Origin of the sequence: Streptomyces sp. Q6, assembly GCF_036967205.1 — a bacterium.
In the GTDB taxonomy this organism is placed as follows: Bacteria; Actinomycetota; Actinomycetes; order Streptomycetales; family Streptomycetaceae; genus Streptomyces; species Streptomyces citrinus.
In genome coordinates this window covers 1,313,784-1,336,691 of sequence record NZ_CP146022.1, presented here as the reverse complement: position 1 = coordinate 1,336,691, position 22,908 = coordinate 1,313,784, and the positions used below count along the sequence as shown (strand labels likewise).

Below are 22,908 nucleotides of genomic sequence, written 5' to 3'. Positions count from 1 at the left end.
GGCCGAAAACCATCGCGACGGCCTGTGAGTCAGCCCACAACATTCGCTTGCATGCACATGGACCGGACGTGGCACACTGGCCGTGTACCAGAAGCAGCGCACTCCGGGGTCGGTGAAAGTCCGAACCGGCGGTTACAGTCCGCGACCCGGTCACGTCCAGTGACCGGTTGACCAGGTGAAATTCCTGGACCGACGGTTAAAGTCCGGATGGGAGGCAGTGCGCGGCGGGCGGGCACCACGTGTGCGCGTCGCCGTCTGTTTCGTCGTTCCCGCAAGGGAGCGGTGTCGAACGAGGCGTCGTCGCTCCCGGTGTCGTCGCCCGTACGTTCTGTCGTCGTCGTACGACAGTGCCCCGGAGTCTGTGCCCGTAGAGGGAGGACCCGGGAAGTGTTCACCGGAATCGTCGAAGAGCTGGGCGAGATCACGGCCGTCGAGAACCTCGGCGACCCGGTCGAGGCGTCCCGCTTCCGCGTCCGCGGCCCCGTCGTCACCGACGGCGCCAAGCACGGTGACTCCATCGCGGTCAACGGTGTCTGTCTCACCGTCGTCGAGCACGAGGGCGACGAGTTCACCGCCGACGTCATGGCAGAGACCCTCAAGCGCTCCAGCCTCGGCGCGCTCACCGCGGGCTCCCGCGTCAACCTCGAACGCCCGATGGTGGCCGACGGCCGCTTCGGCGGGCACATCGTGCAGGGCCACGTCGACGGCACCGGCACGCTGATCGAGCGCCGCCCCTCCGAGCACTGGGAGATCGTCAAGATCTCGCTCCCCGCCGAGCTGTCCCGGTACGTCGTCGAGAAGGGCTCGATCACCGTCGACGGCGTGAGCCTGACGGTCGTCGAGGCGGGCGTCGACTACTTCACCATCAGCCTCATCCCCACCACCCTCGCCCTGACCACGCTCGGCCTCAAGCAGCCCGGCGACCCGGTCAACCTCGAGGTCGACGTCATCGCGAAGTACGTCGAGCGGATGCTCGGCGACCGGCAGCAGAGCTCTACGGGGGGCACCCAGTGAACTGGCTCAACACCGAAGCCTTCACCGTCTTCGATCAGCACATCCTCTGGTCGGACATGATCGGCAACACCATCGGCCTGATCGCCCTCGCGCTCGGCTGGCGCCGCTCCATATGGACCTGGCCCGCCCAGCTGATCTCCGGCGCCATCCTGCTCACCGCCTTCGCGACCGCCCACCTGTCGGGCAGCGCGGGCAAGCAGCTCGTCGTCATCGTCGTCGCCCTGTTCGGCTGGTGGCAGTGGAACCGCGGCAAGGGGCAGGCGCAGGACGGCTCCATCGCCGTCCGCTTCGCCACCTGGCGCGAGCGCGGCGTCCTGATCGGCGCGGCGGCGCTCGGCACCCTCGCCGTCGGCGGCCTGTTCACCGCGTTCCCGACGCTGTCCTGGGACCCGTGGCCGGACGCGTACATCTTCGTCGGCACGGTCGTCGCGATGTACGCCCAGGCCCGCGGCATGGTCGAGTTCTGGTTCGCGTGGCTGCTCGTCGACCTCGTCGGCGTCCCCCTGAACTTTGCCAACGGCTTCGCCTTCTCCGGCTTCGTCTACGTCATCTACGGCGCGCTCGTCCTGTGGGGCATGCGCGACTGGTGGCTGCGGTCGCGCGCCGCGGCCGCCGCCCCTGCGCTCGAAGGAGCCCACGCATGAGCACGGCACCTGTTCTGTACGAGGTCCCCGACCTGTCCCTCGACCCGGTCGAGCAGGCCATCCGCGACATCGCGGCGGGCCGCCCCGTCGTGGTCGTCGACGACGAGGACCGGGAGAACGAGGGCGACCTCGTCATCGCCGCCGAGAAGGCGACCCCCGAGGTCATCGCCTTCATGATGACCGAGTGCCGCGGCCTGATCTGCGCCCCCATGGAGGCCGACGAGCTGGAGCGGCTCGACCTGCCGCAGATGGTCGACCACAACACCGAGTCGATGAAGACCGCCTTCACCGTCTCCGTCGACGCGTCCGGCGCCCACGGCGTGACCACCGGCATCTCCGCCGCCGACCGCGCCACCACCCTCCAGCTCCTCGCCTCCGGGACCAGCGAGCCGGGCGACTTCGTCCGCCCCGGCCACGTCTTCCCGCTGCGCGCCCGCTCCGGCGGCGTCCTCGTGCGCAACGGCCACACCGAGGCCGCCGTCGACCTCGCCCGCCTCGCGGGCCTGCGCCCGGCCGGCGCCATCGTGGAGATCGCCGGCGAGGACGGCGTGATGCTGCGCCTGCCCGAGCTGGTCCCGTTCGCCCGCAAGCACGGCCTGACGATCATCTCCATCGAGGACCTGATCGCGTACCGCAAGAGCGCCGAGCCCACCGTCAAGCGCGAGGCGACCGTCCAACTCCCCACCTCCCACGGCGAGTTCACGGCGTACGGCTACCGCTCCACGGTCGACGGCGTCGAGCACGTCGCCCTCGTCCACGGCGAGATCGGCGACGGCGAGGACGTCCTCGTCCGCATCCACTCCGAATGCCTCACCGGCGACGTCTTCCACTCGCTGCGCTGCGACTGCGGCCCCCAGCTGGAGGAGTCCATGCGCCGCATCGTCGAGGAGGGCCGCGGCGTCGTCGTCTACCTGCGCGGACACGAGGGCCGCGGCATCGGCCTGCTCTCCAAGCTGCGCGCCTACGAGCTCCAGGAGCAGGGCCGCGACACCCTCGACGCCAACCTGGAACTCGGCCTGCCCGCCGACGCCCGCGACTACGCGGCCGGCGCCCAGATCCTCGCCGACCTCGGCGTGCGCGGCCTGCGACTGCTGACCAACAACCCCGACAAGGTCGACGCCCTCACCCGGCACGGCCTCGACGTGAGCGCCCGCGAACCGATGCCGGTCACCGCGGGCGAGCACAACCTCCGCTACCTGCGCACCAAGCGGGACCGGATGGGCCACGACCTCCCCTGGCTGGACGCCCCCAAGACGTCCGCCTGCAACAACCAGTAGTCCCCATCACCGACTGTTCAGTTACGTACGAGGAGAAGCGCGTGAGCGGCAAGGGTGCACCCGAACTGAGCGTGAAGAACTGCGGCGACCTGCGCGTCGCCGTCATCGCCGCCCAGTGGCACGAGAAGGTCATGGACGGACTCGTCGACGGCGCCCTGCGCGCCCTGAACGAGCTGGGTATCAGCGAGCCCACCGTCCTGCGCGTCCCCGGCAGCTTCGAGCTCCCGGTCGTCGCCAAGGTCCTCGCGGGCCGCGGCTACGACGCGATCGTCGCGCTCGGCGTCGTCATCCGCGGCGGCACCCCGCACTTCGATTACGTGTGCCAGGGCGTCACCAACGGCCTCACCCAGGTCTCCGTCGACACCGGCGTCCCGATCGGCTTCGGCGTACTGACCTGCGACACCGAGGAGCAGGCGCTCGACCGCGCCGGCATCGAGGGCTCGAACGAGGACAAGGGCCACGAAGCGGTCACCGCGGCCGTCGCCACCGCGACCACGCTGCGTACCGTCTCCGAGCCCTGGCGTTAAGGGGTACGGGAGAGCCGCGTAAAGTAGGCAGCACCATGTCCAATAAGACGTTCGAGGAGCTCTTCACCGAGCTCCAGCAGAAGGCCGCCACGGGCGACCCCGCCACTTCCCGCACCGCAGAGCTGGTCGGCAAGGGCGTCCATGCCATCGGCAAGAAGGTCGTCGAGGAGGCCGCCGAAGTCTGGATGGCCGCCGAGTACGAGGGCAAGGACGCAGCCGCCGAGGAGATCTCGCAGCTGCTCTACCACGTCCAGGTGATGATGGTCGCTCGCGGCATCTCCCTCGACGACGTGTACGCCCACCTCTGAGCCGTACCGCCGCGCTCGCTCAACCCACCACCACGCAAAGGAATCCGACCTCATGCTGCGCATCGCCGTCCCCAACAAGGGTTCACTGTCCGGACCTGCGTCGGCGATGCTCCATGAGGCCGGATACCGGCAGCGCAAGGAGTCCAAGGAACTCGTCACGGTCGACCCGGACAACGAGGTCGAGTTCTTCTACCTGCGCCCCAAGGACATCGCGATCTACGTGTCCTCCGGCAAGCTCGACATCGGCATCACCGGGCAGGACCTGCTGATCGACTCGAACGCGAACGCCGAGACGATCCTGCCGCTCGGCTTCGCCCGCTCCACCTTCCGCTTCGCGTCCCGCCCGGGTGCCGTCAAGGACCTCGCCGACCTCGCCGGCAAGACGATCGCCACCTCGTACGAGGGCATCGTCGGCAAGTACCTCGCCGAGCGCGGCGTCGACGCCGACGTCGTGCACCTCGACGGCGCGGTCGAGACCGCCATCGAGCTCGGTGTCGCCGAGGCCATCGCGGACGTCGTCGAGACCGGCACCTCGCTGCGCAACGCGGGCCTGGAGGTCTTCGGCGAGCCGATCATGAAGTCCGAGGCGTGCGTCATCCGCCGCAAGGGCTCCACGGAGGACGACCCGAAGGTGCAGCGGTTCCTGCGCCGCCTCCAGGGCGTCCTCGTCGCCCGTACGTACGTGATGATGGACTACGACTGCCGTGCCGAGCACCTGGAGCGGGCCGTCGCCCTGACTCCGGGCCTGGAGTCCCCGACGGTCTCCCCGCTGCACAACGAGGGCTGGGTCGCCGTGCGCGCCATGGTCCCCGCCAAGGACGCGCAGCGGATCATGGACGACCTGTACGCCCTGGGCGCGCGGGCCATCCTGACCACGGCCATCCACGCCTGCCGCCTCTGAGGACGCCGGTCATGTCTGACGTACCCGACCTTCCCGTCACCTTCCGGCCGGGCCGTACCCGCGTCATCCTGCACGCGCTCGGTGCCGCCTGCTTCGTGACGATCACCGTGATCGCGCTGATCCTGGACGGCATGAGCCCGGGGGAGCGCGTCAGTTTCGTGTTCACCGCGGCGCTGTTCTGGGGCGTGCTCGCCCTGCTCGCCCGTCCCAAGGTCGTCGCCAACGACCAGGGCGTGACCGTCGTGAACGTCGCCCGCAGCCGCAGCCTGACCTGGGCGGAGATCGTCCAGGTCAACCTGCGTCCGGGCGATCCCTGGGTCTTCCTCGACCTCACCGACGGCACGAGCATGGCCGCGATGGGCATCCAGCCGGGCATCGCCAAGCAGAGCGCGATCCGCGACGCGAAGGCACTGCGCGCCTTGACCGAGGCGGCCCACACGGGTCATCAGGGCTGACGGGGCGCTGTTTCCCTCCGGATTCATCCGGGGGGCGACGCCCGTACCCCCGGCCGGATCCGGTCGCGGGGGACTCAGGGTTGACTCGGGGGTGTAGCCCCTGACGTTCCACCCCAACTCTTGATTAATCTGTTGTCGGGGCGTGCGCCGTGTGCCGCCCCGCCCCTGGGGCGCCCGGACAGGCGGCCAGGGGCTCCTGCTAACCGAGGAGTGAGTCCCTCCAGCGATGGACGGATCGTCCGGTAGTACCTGCGCCGCCCCCTCCCGACATACCGCGCCCCCCGCGCGTACGTCCCCGGAGGCGGCGGCATGACCATCCCGTTGCTGCTTCTCGCGGCCGCGTTCCTCCTGATCCTCGCCAACGGCTTCTTCGTGGCGGCCGAGTTCGGCCTCGTCACGGTCGAGCGGCCCGAGGCCGAGCGGGCCGCGGCCGCGGGCGACAAACGCGCCCGCACCGTGGTGAGCGCCCTGAAGGAACTCTCCTTCCAGCTCTCCGGCACCCAGCTCGGCATCACCATCACCTCCCTCGTCGTCGGCATGCTCGCCGAACCGGCTCTGGCCGAGCTGCTCCGCGGCCCGTTCACCGCCGTCGGCCTGCCCGAGGGCGCCGTCGGCGGCGTCTCCGTCGTCGTCGGCATGCTGCTCGCGTCCGCCGTGCAGATGGTGATCGGCGAACTCGTGCCGAAGAACTGGGCGGTGTCCAAGCCGCTCCAGGTGGCCCGCTTCGTCGCCGGCCCCCAGCACACCTTCTCGCGCCTGTTCCGCCCGGTCATCGCCCTGCTGAACGCGGTCGCGAACCGGCTCGTCCGCGCGCTCGGCGTCGAGCCCGCCGACGAGCTGGCCTCGGCCCGCACGCCCGGCGAACTGGTCTCCCTGGCCCGCCACTCCGCGCAGGCCGGCACCCTGGAACAGGACACGGCCGACCTCTTCGTCCGCACCCTCTCGCTCGGCGAACTGACCGCCCAGCACGTCATGACGCCGCGCGTGAAGGTCAGCGCGCTCCAGGCGTCCGCGACCGCCGAGGACGTCGTCAACCTGACCCGCGCCACCGGCCTGTCCCGCTTCCCCGTCTACCGGGAGCGGATCGACGAGGTCATCGGCATGGTCCATCTCAAGGACGCGCTCACGATGCCCGCGCACGAGCGCCTGCGCACCCCGGTCAGCCGGATCGCGCAGCCCCCGCTGCTCGTGCCCGAGACCCTCCCCGTACAGCCGCTCCTCGCCCGCCTTCGCAGCGAGCAGCCCATAGCCGTCGTCGTCGACGAGTACGGCGGCACGGCCGGGGTCGTGACCCTGGAGGACATCGTGGAGGAGCTGGTCGGCGAGGTCCGCGACGAGCACGACGGGCTCGACCTGCCCGAACTCGCCGTCGCACCGCCGGAGGACGGCCGGCCCGCGTGGGACGCCGACGGCAGCTGCCGCGTCGACATCCTGCGCCGCATAGGCCTCGAAGTCCCCGAAGGCCCGTACGAGACGGTCGCCGGCCTGGTCGCCGACCTGCTCGGCCGGATCCCCGCCCCGGGTGACAAGGCCGAACTCCCCGGCTGGCGGCTCGCGGTCCGCCAGGTCGACCACTACCGGGCCGAGCGCGTCCGCATAGTACGTACGTCGGACACCGCGCACGGCGCGGTCCTGGAGGCGGCACGATGAGCGCCCTGCAACTCCTCTTCGCCGTACTCCTCGTGCTGGCGAACGGCTTCTTCGTCGGGGCGGAGTTCGCCCTCGTCTCGGTGCGCCGCAGCCAGATCGAACCCCTCGACACCAAGCGGGCCCGCCAGGTCCTGTACGGGCTCGAACACCTGCCCAAGATGATGGCGGCGGCCCAGTTCGGCATCACCATCTGCTCGTTGACGCTCGGCGCGGTCGCCGAGCCGACGGTGGCGCACCTCCTCGAACCCGTCTTCGAGGCGATCCACATCCCGCACGGCATGATCCACCCCCTGGGCTATGTGATCGCGCTGATGGCCGTCGTCTTCCTCCACCTCGTCATCGGCGAGATGGTCCCGAAGAACCTGGCGATGGCGGCGCCCGAGAAGACGGCGCTGTGGTTCAGCCCCGGCCTCGTCGCCTTCGCCCGTCTGTGCAAGCCGGTCACGATCGCCCTCGGCGCCTGCGCCCGGCTGGTCCTGAAGCTCTTCCGGGTGGAGCCGAAGGACGAGGTCGAGGCGGTCTTCACCAGCGAGCAGCTCAACCAGCTGGTGGAGGACTCCGGTCAGGCGGGCCTGCTCGGCCCGGAGGAGCAGGAGCGCCTGGAGGACGCCCTGGAGCTGGGTTCCCGCCCGGTGACGGACGTCCTGCTGTCCAAGGCGTCCCTGGTGACAGTGGGTGCCTCGGTCACCCCGGCCGAGGTCATCGGACTCACCGGCCGTACGGGCTTCTCCCGCTTCCCGATCTGCTCCGACAGCGGCGCTTTCATGGGCTACCTCCACGTCAAGGACGTCCTCGACCTGATCGACGGCCCCGACATGGACCGCGCGGTGCCGCAGCACGTGTGGCGTCCCATGACGACCCTGCGCGCCGAACTCCCGCTGGACGACGCGCTCACGGTGATGCGCCGGGCGGCCACCCATCTGGCCCAGGTGGCGGACCCCACGGGCCGCGTCCTCGGCCTCGTCGCCCTGGAGGACGTCCTGGAACTCCTGGTCGGCGAGGTGCGCGACCCGGCCCACCGGGACGCGCGGCCGCAGGTCCCGGTGGCGAGGCCCCGGGAGGGAGCACTGATGTGACAGGTGCGCGGGCGCCCCGGTGACGGGGCGCCCTGCCGCCGGGGCGCGGGCCGCGCCCTCACATGGCGGAGGGATCCTGCGGCCCGCGCCCCGAAAGAACCTCCCCGTAGGCCTGCATCAGATCCGGCAGCCGCAGCGTCGCCAGATCGTCCCGCGTGGGCTCGACCAGATAGCCGGTGAGCCGCAGATCACGGTACGCGCACGACTTCTCGTACAGCGTCCGCAGGAACCGCCCGTTGCCGAGCTCGTCGATCCACCCCTGATCCACCACGTGCCCGGCGATCGAGCGCAGCTCGTCGAGGGCCTCCTCGTCCCACGCGTCCCCGTTCTCGCCCGCCAGCACCTCGCCGATCGAGGTCAGTTCGAGCGGCCGGTACGAGGGGAAGTCGACCCGTGTCGTGAAGCGCGACGAAAGACCGGGGTTCGCCGCGAGCAGCCGGTCCATGCCCTCCGGGTAGCCCGCGAGGATCACCACCAGGTGGTCCCGGTTGTCCTCGGCCCGCTTCAGCAGCACCTGGAGCGCCTCGTCCCCGTACGCGTCGCCCTTCCCGTAACCGGAGTTGGACAGCGCGTACGCCTCGTCCACGAACAGCACGCCGCCGAGCGCGGAGTCGATGAGTTCGTTGGCCTTGACCGCGGTCTGGCCGAGGTACTCGCCGACCAGATCCGCCCGCTGCGCCTCGACGAGATGGTCCCCGCCGAGCAGCCCGAGCGCGTAGAAGACCCGGCCGAGAATGCGGGCCACCGTGGTCTTGCCGGTGCCCGAGGGGCCGGAGAAGACGAAGTGTCGTTTCGGCGGCTGGACGGGCAGACCCTGCCCGGCGCGCAGGCGTGCCATGTTCAACTGGGCCGACAGCGCCTTGACTTGACGCTTCACCGGCTCCAGGCCGACCATCCGCTCCAGCTCCGCGAGGGCCGCCTCCAGCAGCGCCGGATCGGCGGGGCCGGTCGGCAGCGGCGGCGACACCGGCACCACCGCCTTCTCCCGCACCATGTCGGGATCCTCCGCGCCGGAGCCGCCCGGCGGCGGCAGATCCGGCTCGGTGACCTTCAGACCCCGCCCGTCGCCGGCGTACAGCGGATCGACCGACTCGCCGCCGTCCAGGCCCTCCTGATAACCCGTCAGTGTCATCGTCGTCAGGTCGGCGCCGTCGGCGAAGTCCACGTACCCGTCGCCCTCGGAGATGGCCGCGAGCCGTGCCGAGGTGTCCATGAAGGCGGGGTCGACCCGGTGCACGGCCCGGTACAGGGGGAGCGCGGCCGCGCTGCGGCCCGTGCCCTCGTGCGCCCTGGCCAGCCAGTAGCGCAGCTCCTTGCGCTGGGGCTGCTCGCTGCGGCAGCGCATCAGGGCGGAGGAGAGCAGGGGCTCCGCCTGCCCGTACATCTCCAGGCGCACCCGGGCCATACCGCCGAAGAGCCCGGCCTCGATGCCGAGCATCGGATCGTCGATCAGCGAGTCCGTGTGCCGGACCAACTGCTCCCAGTCCTTCACCAGATACGCCCGGCACGCGTGCAGGAACCGCACCTGCGGATCCGCGTCGACCGGCGGCAGCGTGGCCAACGCCCGGTCCAGGTCCGGGACATGGCGGCCGTCGAGCCAGTGCGAGGCGTGCGCGAGTAAGAGGTCGCGTGGATGCTCCAGGACCGGCTGCACCCACCAGCCCAGCCAGTACCAGGAGTTGAGCGTGCGCCGGTGCCTCGTGCGCTGCTCGCCGAACCTGTCCCGGTGCCGGAACATCCGCAGCAGCGCCGTCGTCGTGTCGATGCGCAGGGCATGCAGCCCGAGCCAGCCGTCGGCCATCCCCGGGTCCATCCGCACGGCGGCGCGGAACTCCTCCTCCGCCTGCGGATAGGCGCCCATGGTGTAGGCGTCGACGCCGCGCAGCCAGGCCAGATCGGCCGGGCCGGCCGGCGTACCGGTGCCGAAGTCCATCACGTCCCCCACAAACCGTGCCCCCGATGAACCGCTCTGTCATGGACGGGAGTTGTCACGATGCGGACAGCGAGCCGTCCTAGGCCGCACCGAGAGGCATCGTACCTGCGGGCGTGGGGGAGGCCGTAGGGCGCGACGGGGTCGGTTCGGCGCACGGGCCGGGGACACGGTGCAGGTGAGCGGGGTGCCGCATGGTGACCCAGGGTGAACGGCAAGCGGCTCGGCGCACGCGGGAAAGGGCATTGCGGGCAGAACGAAGCCCCCGATCACGGGGGAACAACCGGGGGCTTCGCGACTGCGGGCGGCCCCGAAAGGCCGCACATTCAGAACGTAAGTCCTGTACGGCCCCTCGGTCAAGCAGAGTTGAGGCACTCCCGGAAACTGGCGCAACGCCGTTTCCGAAGGTTCAGCGCACCGCTGGCGGTCCTTCACCGTGAGTGACGGAGCGGTGGGGCGATGGGGGCTCACCAGGCCCCTTCCGCATCGCGTATCCCTCCGGGCACTCTCTTACCAATTCCTTGGCGAAGGGCCGCGAAGGGTCGTCCGCGAAGTGCTCGCGTTCCGCCGGGATCCAGCCGTCCCAGAACGTGCGCTGCGCCGCTCCGTCCCGGGCCCGCCCCCGCGCCCACGACAGCTCACCCGCCATCTCCATCCACACCAGCCGCGCCAGGTACGGCCGCACCGCACGCCTCCCGGCGCCCACGCCCTCCACCAGCACCACGTCGGCGGGCGGGAGTTGACGCACACCGTCGAAGCGCCGGGCGTGCCAGTCGTACGTCTCGTACCGCGCGGCCTCGCCGCGGGACAGCGGCGCGAGCACCTGGGTGCGCAGCCGGTCCGTCCACCCGAAGAGGGCGTCGTGGCTCGCGAGGTCGTCGAGCCGCAGCACGGGCGCGCCGCCGAGCGCCTCGGCGAGCCGCGCCGCGAAGGTCGACTTCCCGGAGCCCGCGTGCCCGTCGACGCCGACGAGCCGCACGGGGCCGCACGAGGGCGGCAGCCGCCGCAGCCGGTCGGCGTAGCGGGCGAGGGGCACGTGGTGGTAGCTCACGGCCGCAAGGGTACGTCGGTGAGCGGATCGGTTTGCCGTACGCCGCCGCAGGTCATGCCAGTGGTGAAGACCAATATTGGTAGCCGCGGCCGACCTCGAAAAGCTGGTGGAAGTCCCTCCCCGGCAGCCATAGTTGGCGCACCCGGCACGTCCGTCCCGTCCGCCCGATCCGTCGACTGGGGGATCCACCCGATGACCCGATCCGAACCCACCGCCCCGGTGACCCGTAGAACCGTGCTCGCCGCGGCCGCGGGCGTCGCGCTCGCCGCCACGGCCGCCACAGGCACCGCGCACGCCGCGGGAGCCGCGCCGAGCCAGGCCGCGGCCCGCCTCGTGGACAACCGCGCCTGGACGACGTACTCCGACTGGCGCTCCGGCACCGGCTCCGGGGTCCGCCTCCTCGCGGGCGCCCGCCCCGGCGTGACGATCGCAGCGGCGGCCGGCACGACCACGTACACCGACCCGCACCTGAACAAGACGGCCGAGTGGGAGTACGCGCAGTGGACGTCCCCCGTCCACGCGCTCACGGTCCCCGCCACCGAGGTCATCGCGTCCTGGAACGCGCACACCCCGGCCGGCACCTGGATCCAGATCGAACTCCGCGGCACGTACTCCGACGGCACGGCGACGCCCTGGTACGTGATGGGCCGCTGGACCGCCGGTGACGACGCGGACGTCGACATCCGCCGCACCTCGGTCGACGACCAGAGCGACGGCAGGTCGAGCATCTGGACGGACACGTTCTCCATCGACGACACGGCCTCCGGCCTGCGCCTCACCTCGTACGCGCTGCGCCTGACGCTGCTGCGCAGGCCCGGCACGAAGGCCGCGCCGACCGTGTGGCGCCTCGGCGCGATGGGCTCCGACGTCCCCGACCGCTTCACGGTCCCGGCCTCCACGCCCGGCCTCGCCAAGGAACTGGCGGTGCCGCGCTACTCGCAGAACATCCACGCGGGCCAGTACCCCGAGTACGACAACGGCGGCGAGGCCTGGTGTAGCCCCACCTCCTCGCAGATGATCATCGAGTACTGGGGCCGCAAGCCCACCGCCGCCCAGCTGGCCTGGGTCGACCCGGCCTACGCGGACCCGCAGGTCTGCCACGCGGCCCGGTTCACGTACGACTACCAGTACGAGGGCTGCGGCAACTGGCCCTTCAACGCGGCCTACGCGGCCACGTACAAGGACCTCCAGGGCGTCGTCACCCGGCTCTCCTCGCTCGCCGACCTGGAGACGCTGATCGCGGCCGGCATCCCGGCCATAACGTCCCAGTCGTTCCTCAAGGAGGAGCTGACGGGCGCCGGCTACGGCACGTCGGGCCACCTGATGACGGTCATCGGCTTCACGCCCGACGGCGACGTGATCGCCAACGACCCGGCCTCACCGAGCGACCCGGCGGTCCGCCGTATCTACAAGCGCCGCGAGTGGGAGAACATCTGGCTCCGCACGAAGCGCTACAACGCCACAGGCAAGATCGTCTCCGGCACCGGCGGCGTCTGCTACCTGTACTTCCCGGCCCACGTCTCCCCGGCACAAAGGCGAGCACTGTCCAAGGTGGGCATCCGCTAGAGGCAGCGCACGGGTCCTCGCGCCCCTCGCAGCGCTGCGCCCCGCTTCCCCGGCCTCGGCGGGGGAGCGGGGCGCAGCGGCGTGGCTACGGGCAGGACTCGTCGAACTTGACCGCCTTGAACTCCCGGGACATCGGCAGCGCAGATGGAAGGCGGCAGCCCTGGTGGCGCTCCTCGGCCTGATGGTCATCGGCTCCGGCTACGCTCTCGTCGCTCACCCAGTCGGCAGCCGCACCGCCGGCAAGAAGCCCGATGCCTCCCTCACCCCGACCAGCCAGACCCCCGCACCACGCGTCACGGTCACAGCCACGCGGACCCGTACCGCCGGCCCTGAGGCTGTGCCGGTGAGCCAGTCGCCGCAACCGGCCGTCACCAGCCCACTGGCTGAACCAGCCTGCGTACACGTCCGGTACAAGAGTCCGGACGGACCTGCCTCGTGCGAACCCAGGACGAAAGTCCGCGCACTCGGATCGCCGATGTTCTCGCCGATCATCGACGTCCTGTGCGGTCCGGCCCCGGTCGCCCGCGTCTACGTCAGCAACGCGGCTCTTGTCGAGAGCGGTGCCTGCTTGACGCTGTCCAGCACGAACTGGGCGACGGGGACCGCCGAGTACCAGGGGTTCGACGTGCCGGCGTACCGGTGCACCGCCTTCGTCGACATCACGGACCTCGACACCGGTGTCCCCCTCGCCGTCTGCCAGGAGAACTACCCCGGCACTCGGCTCACGTTCCTCGCCGAACTCACCACATCCGCCGGGGTCATGACGGCCTGCCTGACCGCGCACGCGGGCGCTTGAGGGCACATGCCGCGCCCTCTGGCCCTCGATACGACTGTCTGAGCGCCGCCACCTCGCCTGGTGCAGCCGGGAGCAGCCGATCCTCAACGTGGCGCGCAGGGTGATCTGTTGGGGACGACGCCGCTGCGCCTCGGCGTCGGCGGCCCCGAGAAATTGTGGGCCGATGCTGCATCCGGTCTCCGCGTGCGAGCCGTATGTATCGGAGAGGCAGCGGGCCTGACCTACCCCGTCCGCTGTCCCCTCCGCCGCTGAAGCCGGGCGCCTGCACGCCCCGGCTTCAGCGGCCCTTGATGTCAGTGCCCGTGAGTACGCTCGGGGCATCCATTCGCGTCTGCGGGCGTGATGGCTACTCGAGGACGCCCTGCCGACGTTATGCACCGGCAGGGCGTTCGCGTGTCAGCCGGTGACGACCGGCCGCACCACCCAGTCCGGGTGGCCCGGCATCGGCGGCGTCGTCGCCCCGTACAGCCACGGCCGCAGGAAGCCGGACAGGTCCTGGCCCGCGGCCTTCGAGGCGGTGGCGATGTAGTCGGCCGTCGACGTCGTCCGGCCGCGGTACTTCGCCACCCAGGCCCGCTCGATCCGCTGGAACGTCTCGGTGCCGACCTTCTCGCGCAGCGCGTACAGGACGAGTGCGGAGCCGTCGTAGCGCATCCGCTTGAAGAGGTTGGGCTCGGTGGGCTCGGCCGGGGCGCCGTAGTCGTGGCGCCACTGGTCGTGGTTCTCGTACGCCGTCCTCATCGCGGCCTCGAAGCTGTCGCCGCCGTGTGCCTCGGAGTAGAGCCGCTCGTAGAAGCGGGCGTGGCCCTCGCTGAGCCACAGGTCCGACCAGGTCGCGATCCCGACGCTGTCGCCGATCCACTGGTGGGTCAGCTCGTGGACGAGGTTGCGCTCGGCGTCGACCCGGGTGCCGAGCAAGTCCGCCTTGGGGAGCAGGGAGAGCGTCTGCGTCTCCAGGGCGACCCCCAGATCGGTGTCGCCGACGAGAACCCCGTACCGCTTGAAGGGGTACGAGCCCAACTGGGCGCGCAGCCATGCGAGGTGATCCGGTGTCAGGTCTCGGTACTGCTTCGTGGGGGCCACCAGGTCGTCGGGTACGACATCGCGCAGGGCGACGCCGTCCGGGCCGGTGCTGTCGATCAACCGGTACTTCCCGATGGCCAGTTGGACCAGCTGGGTGGCGACCGGCTGCTCCGAGTCGTACGTCCAGCGCACGCGCCCGCCGGGCCGCTCGGCCCGGTCGACGAGTCTGCCGTTGGAGACGGCCGTGAGGTCGCCGGGCGTCGTGACGCGCACCGTGAAGGGCGCGCGGGCGCTCGGGTGATCGTTCGACGGGAAGATCATCTTGGCGCCGTTGGGCTGTGGATACAGGACCGTGCCGTCCGGCGTGGGGATCCAGCCGTAGTCCTCGATCGCGTCGTCGCGGTGGCGGATCTGTGTCGGATCGGCGGTGTACCCGACCTTCACGGTGAACGAACTACCTCTTGGTATAGGGGACTTGGGCGTGATGATCAGCTCGTCGCCGTCCCTGCGGGTCTGCGCGGGGCTGCCGTTGACGGTGACCGCGTGCAGTTCGTTGCCCGCGAAGTCCAGGTCGAAGCGCGAAAGGGCCTGCGTGGCGGTCGCCCGGATCGTCGTCGCCGCGGGGAACGGGGTCTTCGGCGCCCGCCAGTCGAAGTCGAGCTTGTAGTGGCGGACCGTGTACCCGCCGTTTCCGTCGAGCGGGAACATCGGGTCACCGAGGCCCGCCGCACCCGGCGTGGGCGTCTCGGCACTGGCCCGCGAGACGGCCGCGGGACCGGTCAGCGCGGCGGTGACGGTGAGCGCGGCGGCGAGCGCGAGACGGGCTCTGCGGCGGGACGTCCGGTACGTGCGCATCGTGAACCTTCCGGTCGGACGGAACGCGTCGAAGAACCCCGGACGCGTCGAAACACGGGACGCAATGTCGGACGCACGGCATCGCGCCCCGGTTGTGCGTGACCAAGGTCTCGGCCGCAAAAAGGCGGACCGGTGGCAAGGTGGACGGGACGGGGGGAGTCACGGCCGGGGCCGCTGCCAGGGCCACTGCCGGGACTGCTGTCACGACGACGACCACGACCCGAGCGAGACACCCATGACCGCAAGCTCCGCTGCCGCCGCCCCCGCCTCCGCCCGCACCCGCACGGGCGGCCCCGAGGACGGCGGACCGAAGATCCTCGAACACGTCATGGGCTGGACCTTCGTCGTGGTCCTCGCGATGTTCGTCACACAGGTCGGCTGGATGTGACCTGAGCCACCCGGGGTCCGGGAAGCTGCCATACTGCGGACTCCGCAGGGAGCCGGAGACCAGGACCCGAATTGAACGAGAGCCACCAGCGGGCGCGCGGCACCGACCGGTCCGCCACCCGCCGCGCCGAACTCATCGCCATCGGCCGGAAGTTGTTCGCCGACACGTCCTACGACGCCCTGTCCATGGACGAGATCGCACAGCACGCGGGCGTCGCCAAGGGTCTGATCTACTACTACTTCACGTCCAAGCGCGGCTACTACCTCGCGATCATCGAGGACTCCGTCGGCGACCTCGTCGACCGTGCCGCCACCGCCGGGGACCTCGCCCCGGTCGACCGCGTCCACCGCACCATCGACGGCTACCTGCGCTACGCCGAGCACCACCAGGCGGCGTACCGCACGATCGTCACCGGGGGCGTCGGCTTCGACACCCAGGTGCAGGCCGTACGGGACGGCGTGCGCGCGGTGATGATCGAGACGATCGCCCAGGGCGTCTACGGGCGGCCGGAGCTGCCCCAGCTGGCCCGCATGGCGCTGCTCGGCTGGCTGTGCAGCGTGGAGGGCATCACGCTCGACTGGATCGGCCACCAGGAGGTCGAACGGAGCACGGTGCGCGCCCTGTTGGTCCGCACGCTCGGCGAAACCCTGCGCGTCATCGAGGAGTTCGAGCCGTCGTACCCGGCGCCGCCGCGCCCGTGAGGGACGAGAAGGGCGGGGCCCGGCGCACCGGAACCCCGCCCGAATCCCTTCGGGTGACGTCTAGTCGATCGCCTTGATCAGCTCGCCGCCCGTCGTGTCACCGGACAGCTCCCAGAAGAAGGTGCCGCCCAGGCCCTGCTGGTTCTTGTAGTCCATCTTCCCCGCGATGGTCGCCGGGGTGTCGTAGCTCCACCAGTTGTTCCCGCAGTACGCGTAGGCGGTGCCGCCGACCGTGCCCGTCGTGGGGCACTTCGTCTTGAGCTGCTTGTAGTCGTCGATGCCCTGCTCGTACGTGCCGGCCGCCGGCCCGGTCGCGGTCCCGCCGGGAGCCGCCTGGGTGACGCCGGTCCAGCCGCGCCCGTAGAACCCGATCCCGAGCAGCAGCTTGGACGCGGGAACGCCCATCGCCTTGAGCTCGGTGATCGTCGAGGCGGTGTCGTACCCGGCCTTCGGGATCCCGTCGTACGAGGTCAGCGGCGAGTGCGGGGCCGTCGGGCCCTGCGCGTCCCAGGCGCCGAAGAAGTCGTACGTCATCGGGTTGTACCAGTCGACGTACTGGGCCGCGCCCGCGTAGTCGGCGGCGTCCAGCTTGCCCCCGTCGGAGGCGTCGGCCGGGATGGCGGACGTGACGAGCGCCCCGCTGCCGAACTTCGAGCGCAGCGCCCCCAGCAGGTTCTTGTACGCCTCGCGCCCGCTGGTGTCGCAGCTGAGCCCGCACGCGTTCGGGTACTCCCAGTCGATGTCGATGCCGTCGAAGACATCGGCCCACTTGGAGTTCTCGACGAGGTCGTAGCACGACTGGGCGAACGCGGCCGGGTCCTTGGCGGCCTCGGTGAACCCGCCGGACCAGGTCCAGCCGCCGAAGGACCAGAGGACCTTGAGGTCGGGGTGGAGCTTCTTCAGCTTGCGCAGCTGGTTGAAGTTGCCGCGCAGCTCCTGGTCCCAGGTGTCGGCGACCCCGTCCACGGACTGGTCCGCGGTGTACGCCTTGTCGGTCGCGGCGTAGGAGTCGCCCATCGCGCACTTGCCGCCCTGGACGTTGCCGAAGGCGTAGTTGATGTGCGTGAGCTTGTCGGCGGAACCGGACGTCTGGATGTTCTTGACGTGGTAGTTCCGGTCGTAGACACCCCACTCGGTGAAGTATCCGACGACCTTCGAACCGGCCGCCGCGGTGGCGGAGTCGGTGTCCGGCTGGGCCGCCGCGCTGCCGGCCGAGGCGAGCATCCCGGCGCCGAGAACGGCGCAACACGCGGCGGAGAGGAGCGCCTTGAAACGGGCGCGGGGGAGGTGCGGTCTGAGCATCGTGTCTCCTCGTGGGGGAGGGGAGCATGGGGGGAAGTCGTGCTGGACCTGCGCGCCGCAGATTAGAAGGACTAGACCAGTGAGGTCAATGGTCCGAACCAATTTCCCCGGTTCCTTCACGCGCCGCACCCGCCCCAGGGGCCCCTCGCCAAAAACTTGGAGTAAGCGGTCGTTAACTAGTGACGGGAGGCTCCGGATCGGGAATACTCAACACACCGAAGCCGCTGATCAGCACTTTCCGAGACCCGGAAGCGCAGCATCGGCTCGGAGTGACCACCCGGCGGCGCCGCCTCACCCCGCGTGCACCGCCGCAGCGCCCGCCCAGGGAGGAGAGCGTCGCCATGCCGGAGCCAGGAGTCGAGCGTCAGCTGCCGACGGACGAAGCTCAGGACCTGATGCAGTTGGTCCGGGACCTGGCGCAGCGGGAGATCGCCCCGCGTGCGTCCGAGGACGAGGAGGCGGGCCGCTTCCCCCGCGAGACGTTCACCCTGCTCTCGTCGTCGGGCCTGCTCGGTCTGCCGTACGACTCGGAGTTCGGCGGCGGCGACCAGCCGTACGAGGTCTACCTCCAGGTCCTCGAAGAGCTGGCGGCCGCCCGGCTCACGGTGGGGCTCGGCGTCAGCGTGCACTCGCTGGCCTGTCACGCCCTCGCGAACTTCGGCACCAAGGAGCAGCGCTCGGAGCACCTGCCCGACATGCTCGGCGGCGGCCTGCTCGGCGCGTACTGCCTCTCCGAACCCGCGTCCGGGTCCGACGCCGCCTCGTTGCGGACGAAGGCGGTCAAGGACGGTGACGCGTGGGTGCTCACGGGGACCAAGGCGTGGATCACCCATGGCGGCGTCGCCGACTTCTACACGGTCCTCGCCCGCAGCGGTGGCGAAGGCGCGCGCGGCATCACGGCGTTCCTGGTGCCCGGGGACGCGGAGGGTCTGAGCGCGGCGGCGCCGGAGAAGAAGATGGGCATGAAGGGCTCGCCCACCGCCCAGGTCCACTTCGACGGCGTGCGGATCAGTGACACGCGCCGCATCGGGGACGAGGGGCAGGGCTTCCAGATCGCCCTGTCCGCGCTCGACTCGGGCCGGCTCGGCATCGCGGCCTGCGCGATCGGCGTGGCCCAGGCCGCGCTCGACGCGGCGGTGGCGTACGCGAAGGACCGGTCGCAGTTCGGCCACCCCATCGCCGACTTCCAGGGCCTTCGCTTCATGCTCGCGGACATGGCGACGCAGATCGAGGCGGGTCGCGCCCTGTATCTGTCGGCGGCCAGACTGCGGGACGCGGGCCGGCCGTTCTCCAAGCAGGCGGCCATGGCGAAGCTGCTGTGCACGGACGCCGCCATGAAGGTCACCACGGACGCGGTGCAGGTCTTCGGCGGATACGGCTACACCGCGGACTTCCCGGTCGAGCGCTTCATGCGGGAGGCCAAGGTGCTCCAGATCGTCGAGGGCACCAATCAGATCCAGCGCATGGTCATCGCACGTCACCTCGCGGGTCCGGAGTCGCGCTGAACTGACCGGTCCGTACGGTGGGCGCGATCAGGCGCGCCCACTCGGGGTCGTGCCGCCCCGGCAGCGTCCTGCCGCGATCGGCCCAGGTGGTGATCAGGGCCCGGTAGATCGGCGGATCCTGCGGGTGGGCGTGGGGCTGAGGAGACGGAAGAGGCGTGTGTGTCGCGAGCGGCGCCTGTGGCGGGTGAACCGATTCTGCGGTCGCTGAGGCAGCAGGGACCAGGATGCGCCTGCGTCGGCCGGTGGGCGCAGTGGCAGGGGGCTGCGTCGGGGTCATGCCAGAACAACGGCAGGGGGACGGGGCGGTCACCGGTTGACGTAATCGAGCGTGAGTTCGCGGCATAACCGTGCCCGTGCGTAGACAAGTCGAACATCTGGCCTCTGATCGAGAGCTGACGTACCGTCAAGTCCGCCGCCGGGCGGGCCGCACCCCTTCCGGGCGACGTCAACTGCCGTACGCCCGAGGAGGTTTGCCGTGGTCGACGACGACCGACCCGTCGCTCTCGACGAGTACCCCGTCCATCAGGTGCCCCTGTCGATGAAGCACGTCGCGACGAGCGACCGCAACGCCTACGACCGCTGCATCTTCCATCTCGTCGACCCCACGGGGGAGTTCCTCCTCATCGTCGGCCTCGGCGTCTACCCCAACCTCGGAGTGATCGACGCCTACGCCACTCTGCGCGTCGGCGACACCCTGCACGCCGTCCGCGCCTCGGACGCCCTGCGCGACGACACCCGTATGAAGATGGCCGTCGGCCCGCTGCGCATCATGGTCGAGCGCCCGCTGAAGGATTTCATCCTCACCTGCGCCGCGGACCCGGACGACCCCGACGGACTCTCGTACGAGATGAACTGGAGCGCCGACTTCCCCGCCCTGTGGGAGCCGCACCACATCCAGCGCAAGGGCGGCAGGCTGACCCTGGAGGGCAAGCGGTTCGTGCAGGCCGGGCGGTGCGACGGACGGCTGCGGATCGGCGGCAGGGACCTCGACGTCGAGGGCTGGACCGGGACCCGTGACCGGAGTTGGGGCGTGCGCCCCGTGCCCGGCGAGGAGGGTGGCCGGCTCGCCCAGGAGCACCCGACCGAGGGCTTCCACTGGATCTGGGCGCCGGTCCGCTTCGACGACCGCTTCCTGATGGTCATCACCCAGGAGGACGCCGACGGCCACCGCACGCTGAACGACGCCACCCTCGTCCGCGAAGGCCGCCGCGACCGCCAACTCGGCTGGCCCCGCACCGACATCACCTACCGCCCCGGCACCCGCCACCCCGAGAGCGCCATCATCCGCCTCACCGACCCGGCCGACGGCAAACCGCTCGAACTGGGCGTGGAGATCCTCGCCTCGTCGCCGCTGGCCGTCGGCGCGGGCTACCCGCCGGCCGACGACTGGCAGCACGGCACTTGGCGGGGCCGCGGCTGGACCGACCGCCGGGCGTACGACCTCTCCGACCCCGCGGCACACCCGATGGCCGCCTACGGAGTCATCGACCACGCCGCCCGCTACACCCTCGACGGGCAGGTCGGCCACGGCATCTTCGAGCACGGCAGCTTCGGCCGCCACGACCCGAGCGGCTTCACCGGCTTCGACTCGGTGGCGCCCGCCCGGCCCTGACACCCCGACAACCCGGTACGGAAAGGGAGTTCGGTGATGGCGACAGCACCACGGCAGCCCCGGCCACGCACCTCCACCCGCGAGCCCGAGGAGATCGCCCGGCGCCTCACCGCCTGGCTGGCGCACCGGCTGCCCGGAGCGAAGGCGGTGAACGTCACCGTCCCCGAGTCCAACGGCATGTCCAGCGAGACCCTCCTCTTCGACATCGAGCACCCCGAACCACCCGCGCGGGCCTGCGCGTTGAGGCTGGCGGCGGACCCGTCCGCGTACACGATCTTCCCGGTGTACGACATGCCGAGGCAGTACCGCACGATGCGCCTCGCCGCCGACCGCACCGGCCTGCCGGTGCCGCGCGTGCTCTGGCTGGAGGAGGATCCGGGGCCGCTCGGCGCGCCGTTCTTCGTGATGGAGCGCGTCGCCGGACGGGTGCCGCCCGACGTGATGCCTTACACGTACGAGGGAAACTGGCTGCACGCGGCGAGCGACGAGGAGCGCGCCCGTCTGGAGGACGCGAGCATCCGGTTGCTCGCCCGGCTGCACGACGGCGTGCCGGCCGGCGAGGCGGACTTCCTCGCGTTGCCGGGAGAGGGCAGCCCGCTGCGCCGCCACGTCACGGCCCAACGCGCCTACTACGCCTGGGTGGTGGACGGCCTGCCGCGCTCACCGCTCATCGAGAGCGCCTTCGAGCGGCTGGAGGAACTCTGGCCGCACGACGTGGGTGATTCCGTCCTCAACTGGGGCGACGCCCGGATCGGCAACATCATCTACGACGGCTTCGAACCGGCCGCCGTCCTCGACTGGGAGATGGCGGCGCTCGCCCCGCGCGAGGTCGACCTCGGCTGGACCGTGTACCTCCACCGGTTCTTCCAGGACCTCACGGAGAGCTTCGGCCAGGACGGACTGCCCGACTTCCTGCGCCGCGATCGCGTCGAGGCGCGCTACGCCGAACTCACCGGCCACACGCCCCGGTCCATGGACTTCTACACGCTCTACGCCGCATTGCGGCACGCCGTGGTGATGCTCCGCGTCGCCTACCGCCAGATCCACTTCGGCGAGGCCGAGGTACCCGCGGATCCGGACACACTGATCCTGCACCACGACAGTCTGCGGGCCATGGTGCAGGGCAGTTACTGGGACGAGCGGGCCTGATCCCCCCGGTCAGGCGGCGCGTCGGGCGGGCTGCTCGGGCACCCGCAGCGGGCGCGAGCCGGGACCGCCGACGTGCGAGAACGGCTGCGTGCGCCAGTCGAGCCCCTGCGGGAGCGTCAGCAGCAGGGCGGTGTCCTGCTCCTGCGCGCCCGTCAGCTCGTCGGCGGGCCGCGCCTCGGCGGCCGTGCGGCCGGTGCCCGCGCAGACCGTGAGCCCGAACGGGTTCCACGGCGAGGCCACGTGCGCGTGCTCGGGCAGCACGTCCTCGTCCGCCAGGAGCGCGATGGGCTGGGCACAGTCCGGGCAGATCACCCGGTACATCTCGAACGTGTCGTACTCGTCGCCCTCTTCGTCGTCGAAGGCGTCGGGTTCGACACCCTCCGGCTGGGGTTCGACGATCGTCTGCTTGCGGTTTCGCGTGGCAGGGCGTCCGGAACGCTTCACACTCTGCATGGGAATCTCCCCCTCGGGTGGGCCGACCAGGAGCCGCGGCCTCGACCACAGCAAGCACTTCCCGTCCCGCCGTCGGGGTAATCGCCACATGCCCCAGGACACGGCCCAAAGGGTGTGGTCTTCGTCACATGCCGATTGCAGATGCGGGGAGAGAGGTAGGCGAAAGGGCCCGCGACGGCGTCTTCCCGGTATCCGGGGAGATCACCGGACCTGTAGGTTCTGCGGCATGGAGGAGCTCGACCGACAGATCGTGCAGCTGCTCGTCAAGGACGGGCGGATGAGCTACACCGACCTGGGCAAGGCCACGGGCCTGTCCACGTCGGCCGTGCACCAGCGGGTGCGCCGCCTCGAACAGCGCGGCGTGATCCGTGGCTACGCCGCGGTCGTCGACCCCGAAGCGGTCGGCCTGCCCCTCACCGCGTTCATCTCGGTGAAGCCGTTCGACCCGAGCGCCCCCGACGACATCGCGGAGCGCCTCGCGGGCGTCCCCGAGATCGAGGCCTGCCACAGCGTGGCCGGCGACGAGAACTACATCCTGAAGGTGCGCGTGGAGACCCCGCACGAACTGGAGAACCTCCTCGCCCGGGTCCGTTCCCTCGCGGGCGTCTCGACCCGCACGACGGTGGTCCTCTCCACCCCGTACGAGGCGCGCCCCCCGCGCATCTAGGGCCTGCCCGGCGGATCGGGTCGCGGCCCGGCACAAAAGGGACCCCGGCGGCGGACCG

22 protein-coding genes and 1 riboswitch are annotated in these 22,908 nt (G+C 70.8%); of the genes, 17 read left to right on the top strand and 5 right to left on the bottom strand.

What is annotated here, in order from left to right:
- Positions 1–94: 94 nt before the first annotated feature.
- A riboswitch (FMN riboswitch) is annotated at positions 95–225 on the top strand.
- 162 nt (positions 226–387) lie between these two features.
- The 9 genes from V2W30_RS06335 to V2W30_RS06295 all read left to right on the top strand — a co-directional run bounded on the left by V2W30_RS06335 (position 388) and on the right by V2W30_RS06295 (position 7,852).
- Positions 388–1,014 (top strand): riboflavin synthase, encoded by a 627-nt coding sequence (locus V2W30_RS06335; RefSeq protein WP_338694338.1) that lies wholly within the window; start codon positions 388–390, stop codon positions 1,012–1,014.
- On the top strand, positions 1,011–1,658 hold the full coding sequence (locus V2W30_RS06330) for a nicotinamide mononucleotide transporter family protein (RefSeq protein ID WP_338694336.1): 648 nt from the start codon (positions 1,011–1,013) through the stop codon (positions 1,656–1,658). The genes V2W30_RS06335 and V2W30_RS06330 overlap by 4 nt, the downstream gene beginning before the upstream one ends.
- Positions 1,655–2,935, top strand: coding sequence for a bifunctional 3,4-dihydroxy-2-butanone-4-phosphate synthase/GTP cyclohydrolase II (locus V2W30_RS06325; protein ID WP_338694334.1), 1,281 nt, complete (start codon positions 1,655–1,657; stop codon positions 2,933–2,935). The genes V2W30_RS06330 and V2W30_RS06325 overlap by 4 nt, the downstream gene beginning before the upstream one ends.
- Positions 2,936–2,976: 41 nt before the next feature.
- Entirely contained in the window at positions 2,977–3,462 is a 486-nt protein-coding gene (ribH, locus tag V2W30_RS06320) for a 6,7-dimethyl-8-ribityllumazine synthase (RefSeq protein WP_338694332.1), read from the top strand.
- Positions 3,463–3,497: 35 nt separating this feature from the next.
- A complete protein-coding gene (locus V2W30_RS06315) occupies positions 3,498–3,770 on the top strand; it encodes a phosphoribosyl-ATP diphosphatase (RefSeq protein ID WP_111665608.1) in 273 nt (90 codons plus the stop codon).
- A gap of 52 nt (positions 3,771–3,822) precedes the next feature.
- Entirely contained in the window at positions 3,823–4,671 is an 849-nt protein-coding gene (gene hisG, locus V2W30_RS06310; protein ID WP_338694326.1) for an ATP phosphoribosyltransferase, read from the top strand.
- 11 nt (positions 4,672–4,682) lie between these two features.
- Positions 4,683–5,126 (top strand): PH domain-containing protein, encoded by a 444-nt coding sequence (locus tag V2W30_RS06305; protein WP_338694324.1) that lies wholly within the window; start codon positions 4,683–4,685, stop codon positions 5,124–5,126.
- Between the two features lie 309 nt (positions 5,127–5,435).
- On the top strand, positions 5,436–6,776 hold the full coding sequence (locus tag V2W30_RS06300) for a hemolysin family protein (protein ID WP_338694322.1): 1,341 nt from the start codon (positions 5,436–5,438) through the stop codon (positions 6,774–6,776).
- Positions 6,773–7,852, top strand: coding sequence for a hemolysin family protein (locus tag V2W30_RS06295; protein WP_338694320.1), 1,080 nt, complete (start codon positions 6,773–6,775; stop codon positions 7,850–7,852). The genes V2W30_RS06300 and V2W30_RS06295 overlap by 4 nt, the downstream gene beginning before the upstream one ends.
- Positions 7,853–7,910: 58 nt before the next feature.
- Here the strand turns inward: V2W30_RS06295 and V2W30_RS06290 are convergent, their stop codons facing one another.
- Positions 7,911–9,785, bottom strand: coding sequence for an AAA family ATPase (locus V2W30_RS06290; protein ID WP_338694319.1), 1,875 nt, complete (start codon positions 9,783–9,785; stop codon positions 7,911–7,913).
- 406 nt (positions 9,786–10,191) lie between these two features.
- Positions 10,192–10,833, bottom strand: coding sequence for a hypothetical protein (locus tag V2W30_RS06285; protein WP_338694318.1), 642 nt, complete (start codon positions 10,831–10,833; stop codon positions 10,192–10,194).
- Positions 10,834–11,025: 192 nt separating this feature from the next.
- Here V2W30_RS06285 and V2W30_RS06280 point away from each other — a divergent pair, with 192 nt between their 5' ends.
- Together V2W30_RS06280 and V2W30_RS06275 are read left to right on the top strand one after the other, a co-directional pair.
- Positions 11,026–12,399, top strand: a complete 1,374-nt coding sequence (locus V2W30_RS06280; RefSeq protein ID WP_338694317.1) for a peptidase C39 family protein — start codon at positions 11,026–11,028, stop codon at positions 12,397–12,399.
- Positions 12,400–12,874: 475 nt separating this feature from the next.
- Positions 12,875–13,195, top strand: a complete 321-nt coding sequence (locus V2W30_RS06275; protein ID WP_338694315.1) for a hypothetical protein — start codon at positions 12,875–12,877, stop codon at positions 13,193–13,195.
- 396 nt (positions 13,196–13,591) lie between these two features.
- On the opposite strand, the gene V2W30_RS06270 is transcribed toward V2W30_RS06275, so the two are convergent.
- On the bottom strand, positions 13,592–15,073 hold the full coding sequence (locus V2W30_RS06270; RefSeq protein WP_338694313.1) for a M1 family metallopeptidase: 1,482 nt from the start codon (positions 15,071–15,073) through the stop codon (positions 13,592–13,594).
- Positions 15,074–15,308: 235 nt separating this feature from the next.
- Here V2W30_RS06270 and V2W30_RS06265 point away from each other — a divergent pair, with 235 nt between their 5' ends.
- Both V2W30_RS06265 and V2W30_RS06260 read left to right on the top strand, forming a co-directional pair.
- Positions 15,309–15,461 carry an SCO1431 family membrane protein gene (locus tag V2W30_RS06265; RefSeq protein ID WP_338694311.1) on the top strand — a complete coding sequence of 51 codons (153 nt, stop codon included), beginning with the start codon at positions 15,309–15,311 and terminating at the stop codon, positions 15,459–15,461.
- A gap of 71 nt (positions 15,462–15,532) precedes the next feature.
- Positions 15,533–16,162, top strand: a complete 630-nt coding sequence (locus V2W30_RS06260; RefSeq protein ID WP_338694309.1) for a TetR/AcrR family transcriptional regulator — start codon at positions 15,533–15,535, stop codon at positions 16,160–16,162.
- Between the two features lie 60 nt (positions 16,163–16,222).
- Here V2W30_RS06260 and V2W30_RS06255 read toward each other — a convergent pair whose 3' ends face one another.
- A complete protein-coding gene (locus tag V2W30_RS06255) occupies positions 16,223–17,464 on the bottom strand; it encodes a glycoside hydrolase family 18 protein (RefSeq protein WP_338694308.1) in 1,242 nt (413 codons plus the stop codon).
- 341 nt (positions 17,465–17,805) lie between these two features.
- Here V2W30_RS06255 and V2W30_RS06250 point away from each other — a divergent pair, with 341 nt between their 5' ends.
- From V2W30_RS06250 to V2W30_RS06240, 3 genes are all read left to right on the top strand, one after another.
- Positions 17,806–18,969 (top strand): acyl-CoA dehydrogenase family protein, encoded by a 1,164-nt coding sequence (locus V2W30_RS06250; RefSeq protein WP_338694306.1) that lies wholly within the window; start codon positions 17,806–17,808, stop codon positions 18,967–18,969.
- Positions 18,970–19,507: 538 nt separating this feature from the next.
- On the top strand, positions 19,508–20,581 hold the full coding sequence (locus tag V2W30_RS06245; protein WP_338703504.1) for a hypothetical protein: 1,074 nt from the start codon (positions 19,508–19,510) through the stop codon (positions 20,579–20,581).
- A gap of 36 nt (positions 20,582–20,617) precedes the next feature.
- Entirely contained in the window at positions 20,618–21,730 is a 1,113-nt protein-coding gene (locus tag V2W30_RS06240) for a phosphotransferase family protein (protein ID WP_338694305.1), read from the top strand.
- Positions 21,731–21,739: 9 nt separating this feature from the next.
- Here V2W30_RS06240 and V2W30_RS06235 read toward each other — a convergent pair whose 3' ends face one another.
- Positions 21,740–22,183 (bottom strand): hypothetical protein, encoded by a 444-nt coding sequence (locus V2W30_RS06235; protein WP_338694304.1) that lies wholly within the window; start codon positions 22,181–22,183, stop codon positions 21,740–21,742.
- A 226-nt stretch (positions 22,184–22,409) separates the two neighbouring features.
- Between V2W30_RS06235 and V2W30_RS06230 the strand changes: the two genes are divergently transcribed.
- The gene (locus tag V2W30_RS06230) at positions 22,410–22,850 is read left to right on the top strand and encodes an Lrp/AsnC family transcriptional regulator (protein WP_018534770.1); all 441 of its coding nucleotides are present in this window, start codon (positions 22,410–22,412) and stop codon (positions 22,848–22,850) included.
- Positions 22,851–22,908: the final 58 nt, after the last annotated feature.

Bases quoted from the DNA above. Each gene is read 5' to 3' on its own strand.
- V2W30_RS06290 (WP_338694319.1), bottom strand. From the start codon at position 9,785: ATGGACTTCGGCACCGGTACGCCGGCCGGCCCGGCCGATCTGGCCTGG.
- V2W30_RS06275 (WP_338694315.1), top strand. From the start codon at position 12,875: ATGTTCTCGCCGATCATCGACGTCCTGTGCGGTCCGGCCCCGGTCGCC.
- V2W30_RS06280 (WP_338694317.1), top strand. From the start codon at position 11,026: ATGACCCGATCCGAACCCACCGCCCCGGTGACCCGTAGAACCGTGCTC.
- V2W30_RS06305 (WP_338694324.1), top strand. From the start codon at position 4,683: ATGTCTGACGTACCCGACCTTCCCGTCACCTTCCGGCCGGGCCGTACC.
- V2W30_RS06265 (WP_338694311.1), top strand. From the start codon at position 15,309: ATGACCGCAAGCTCCGCTGCCGCCGCCCCCGCCTCCGCCCGCACCCGC.
- V2W30_RS06240 (WP_338694305.1), top strand. From the start codon at position 20,618: ATGGCGACAGCACCACGGCAGCCCCGGCCACGCACCTCCACCCGCGAG.
- hisG (WP_338694326.1), top strand. From the start codon at position 3,823: ATGCTGCGCATCGCCGTCCCCAACAAGGGTTCACTGTCCGGACCTGCG.
- V2W30_RS06325 (WP_338694334.1), top strand. From the start codon at position 1,655: ATGAGCACGGCACCTGTTCTGTACGAGGTCCCCGACCTGTCCCTCGAC.
- V2W30_RS06315 (WP_111665608.1), top strand. From the start codon at position 3,498: ATGTCCAATAAGACGTTCGAGGAGCTCTTCACCGAGCTCCAGCAGAAG.
- V2W30_RS06295 (WP_338694320.1), top strand. From the start codon at position 6,773: ATGAGCGCCCTGCAACTCCTCTTCGCCGTACTCCTCGTGCTGGCGAAC.
- V2W30_RS06235 (WP_338694304.1), bottom strand. From the start codon at position 22,183: ATGCAGAGTGTGAAGCGTTCCGGACGCCCTGCCACGCGAAACCGCAAG.
- V2W30_RS06245 (WP_338703504.1), top strand. From the start codon at position 19,508: ATGAAGCACGTCGCGACGAGCGACCGCAACGCCTACGACCGCTGCATC.
- V2W30_RS06270 (WP_338694313.1), bottom strand. From the start codon at position 15,073: ATGCGCACGTACCGGACGTCCCGCCGCAGAGCCCGTCTCGCGCTCGCC.
- V2W30_RS06230 (WP_018534770.1), top strand. From the start codon at position 22,410: ATGGAGGAGCTCGACCGACAGATCGTGCAGCTGCTCGTCAAGGACGGG.
- V2W30_RS06250 (WP_338694306.1), top strand. From the start codon at position 17,806: ATGCCGGAGCCAGGAGTCGAGCGTCAGCTGCCGACGGACGAAGCTCAG.
- V2W30_RS06300 (WP_338694322.1), top strand. From the start codon at position 5,436: ATGACCATCCCGTTGCTGCTTCTCGCGGCCGCGTTCCTCCTGATCCTC.
- V2W30_RS06255 (WP_338694308.1), bottom strand. From the start codon at position 17,464: ATGCTCAGACCGCACCTCCCCCGCGCCCGTTTCAAGGCGCTCCTCTCC.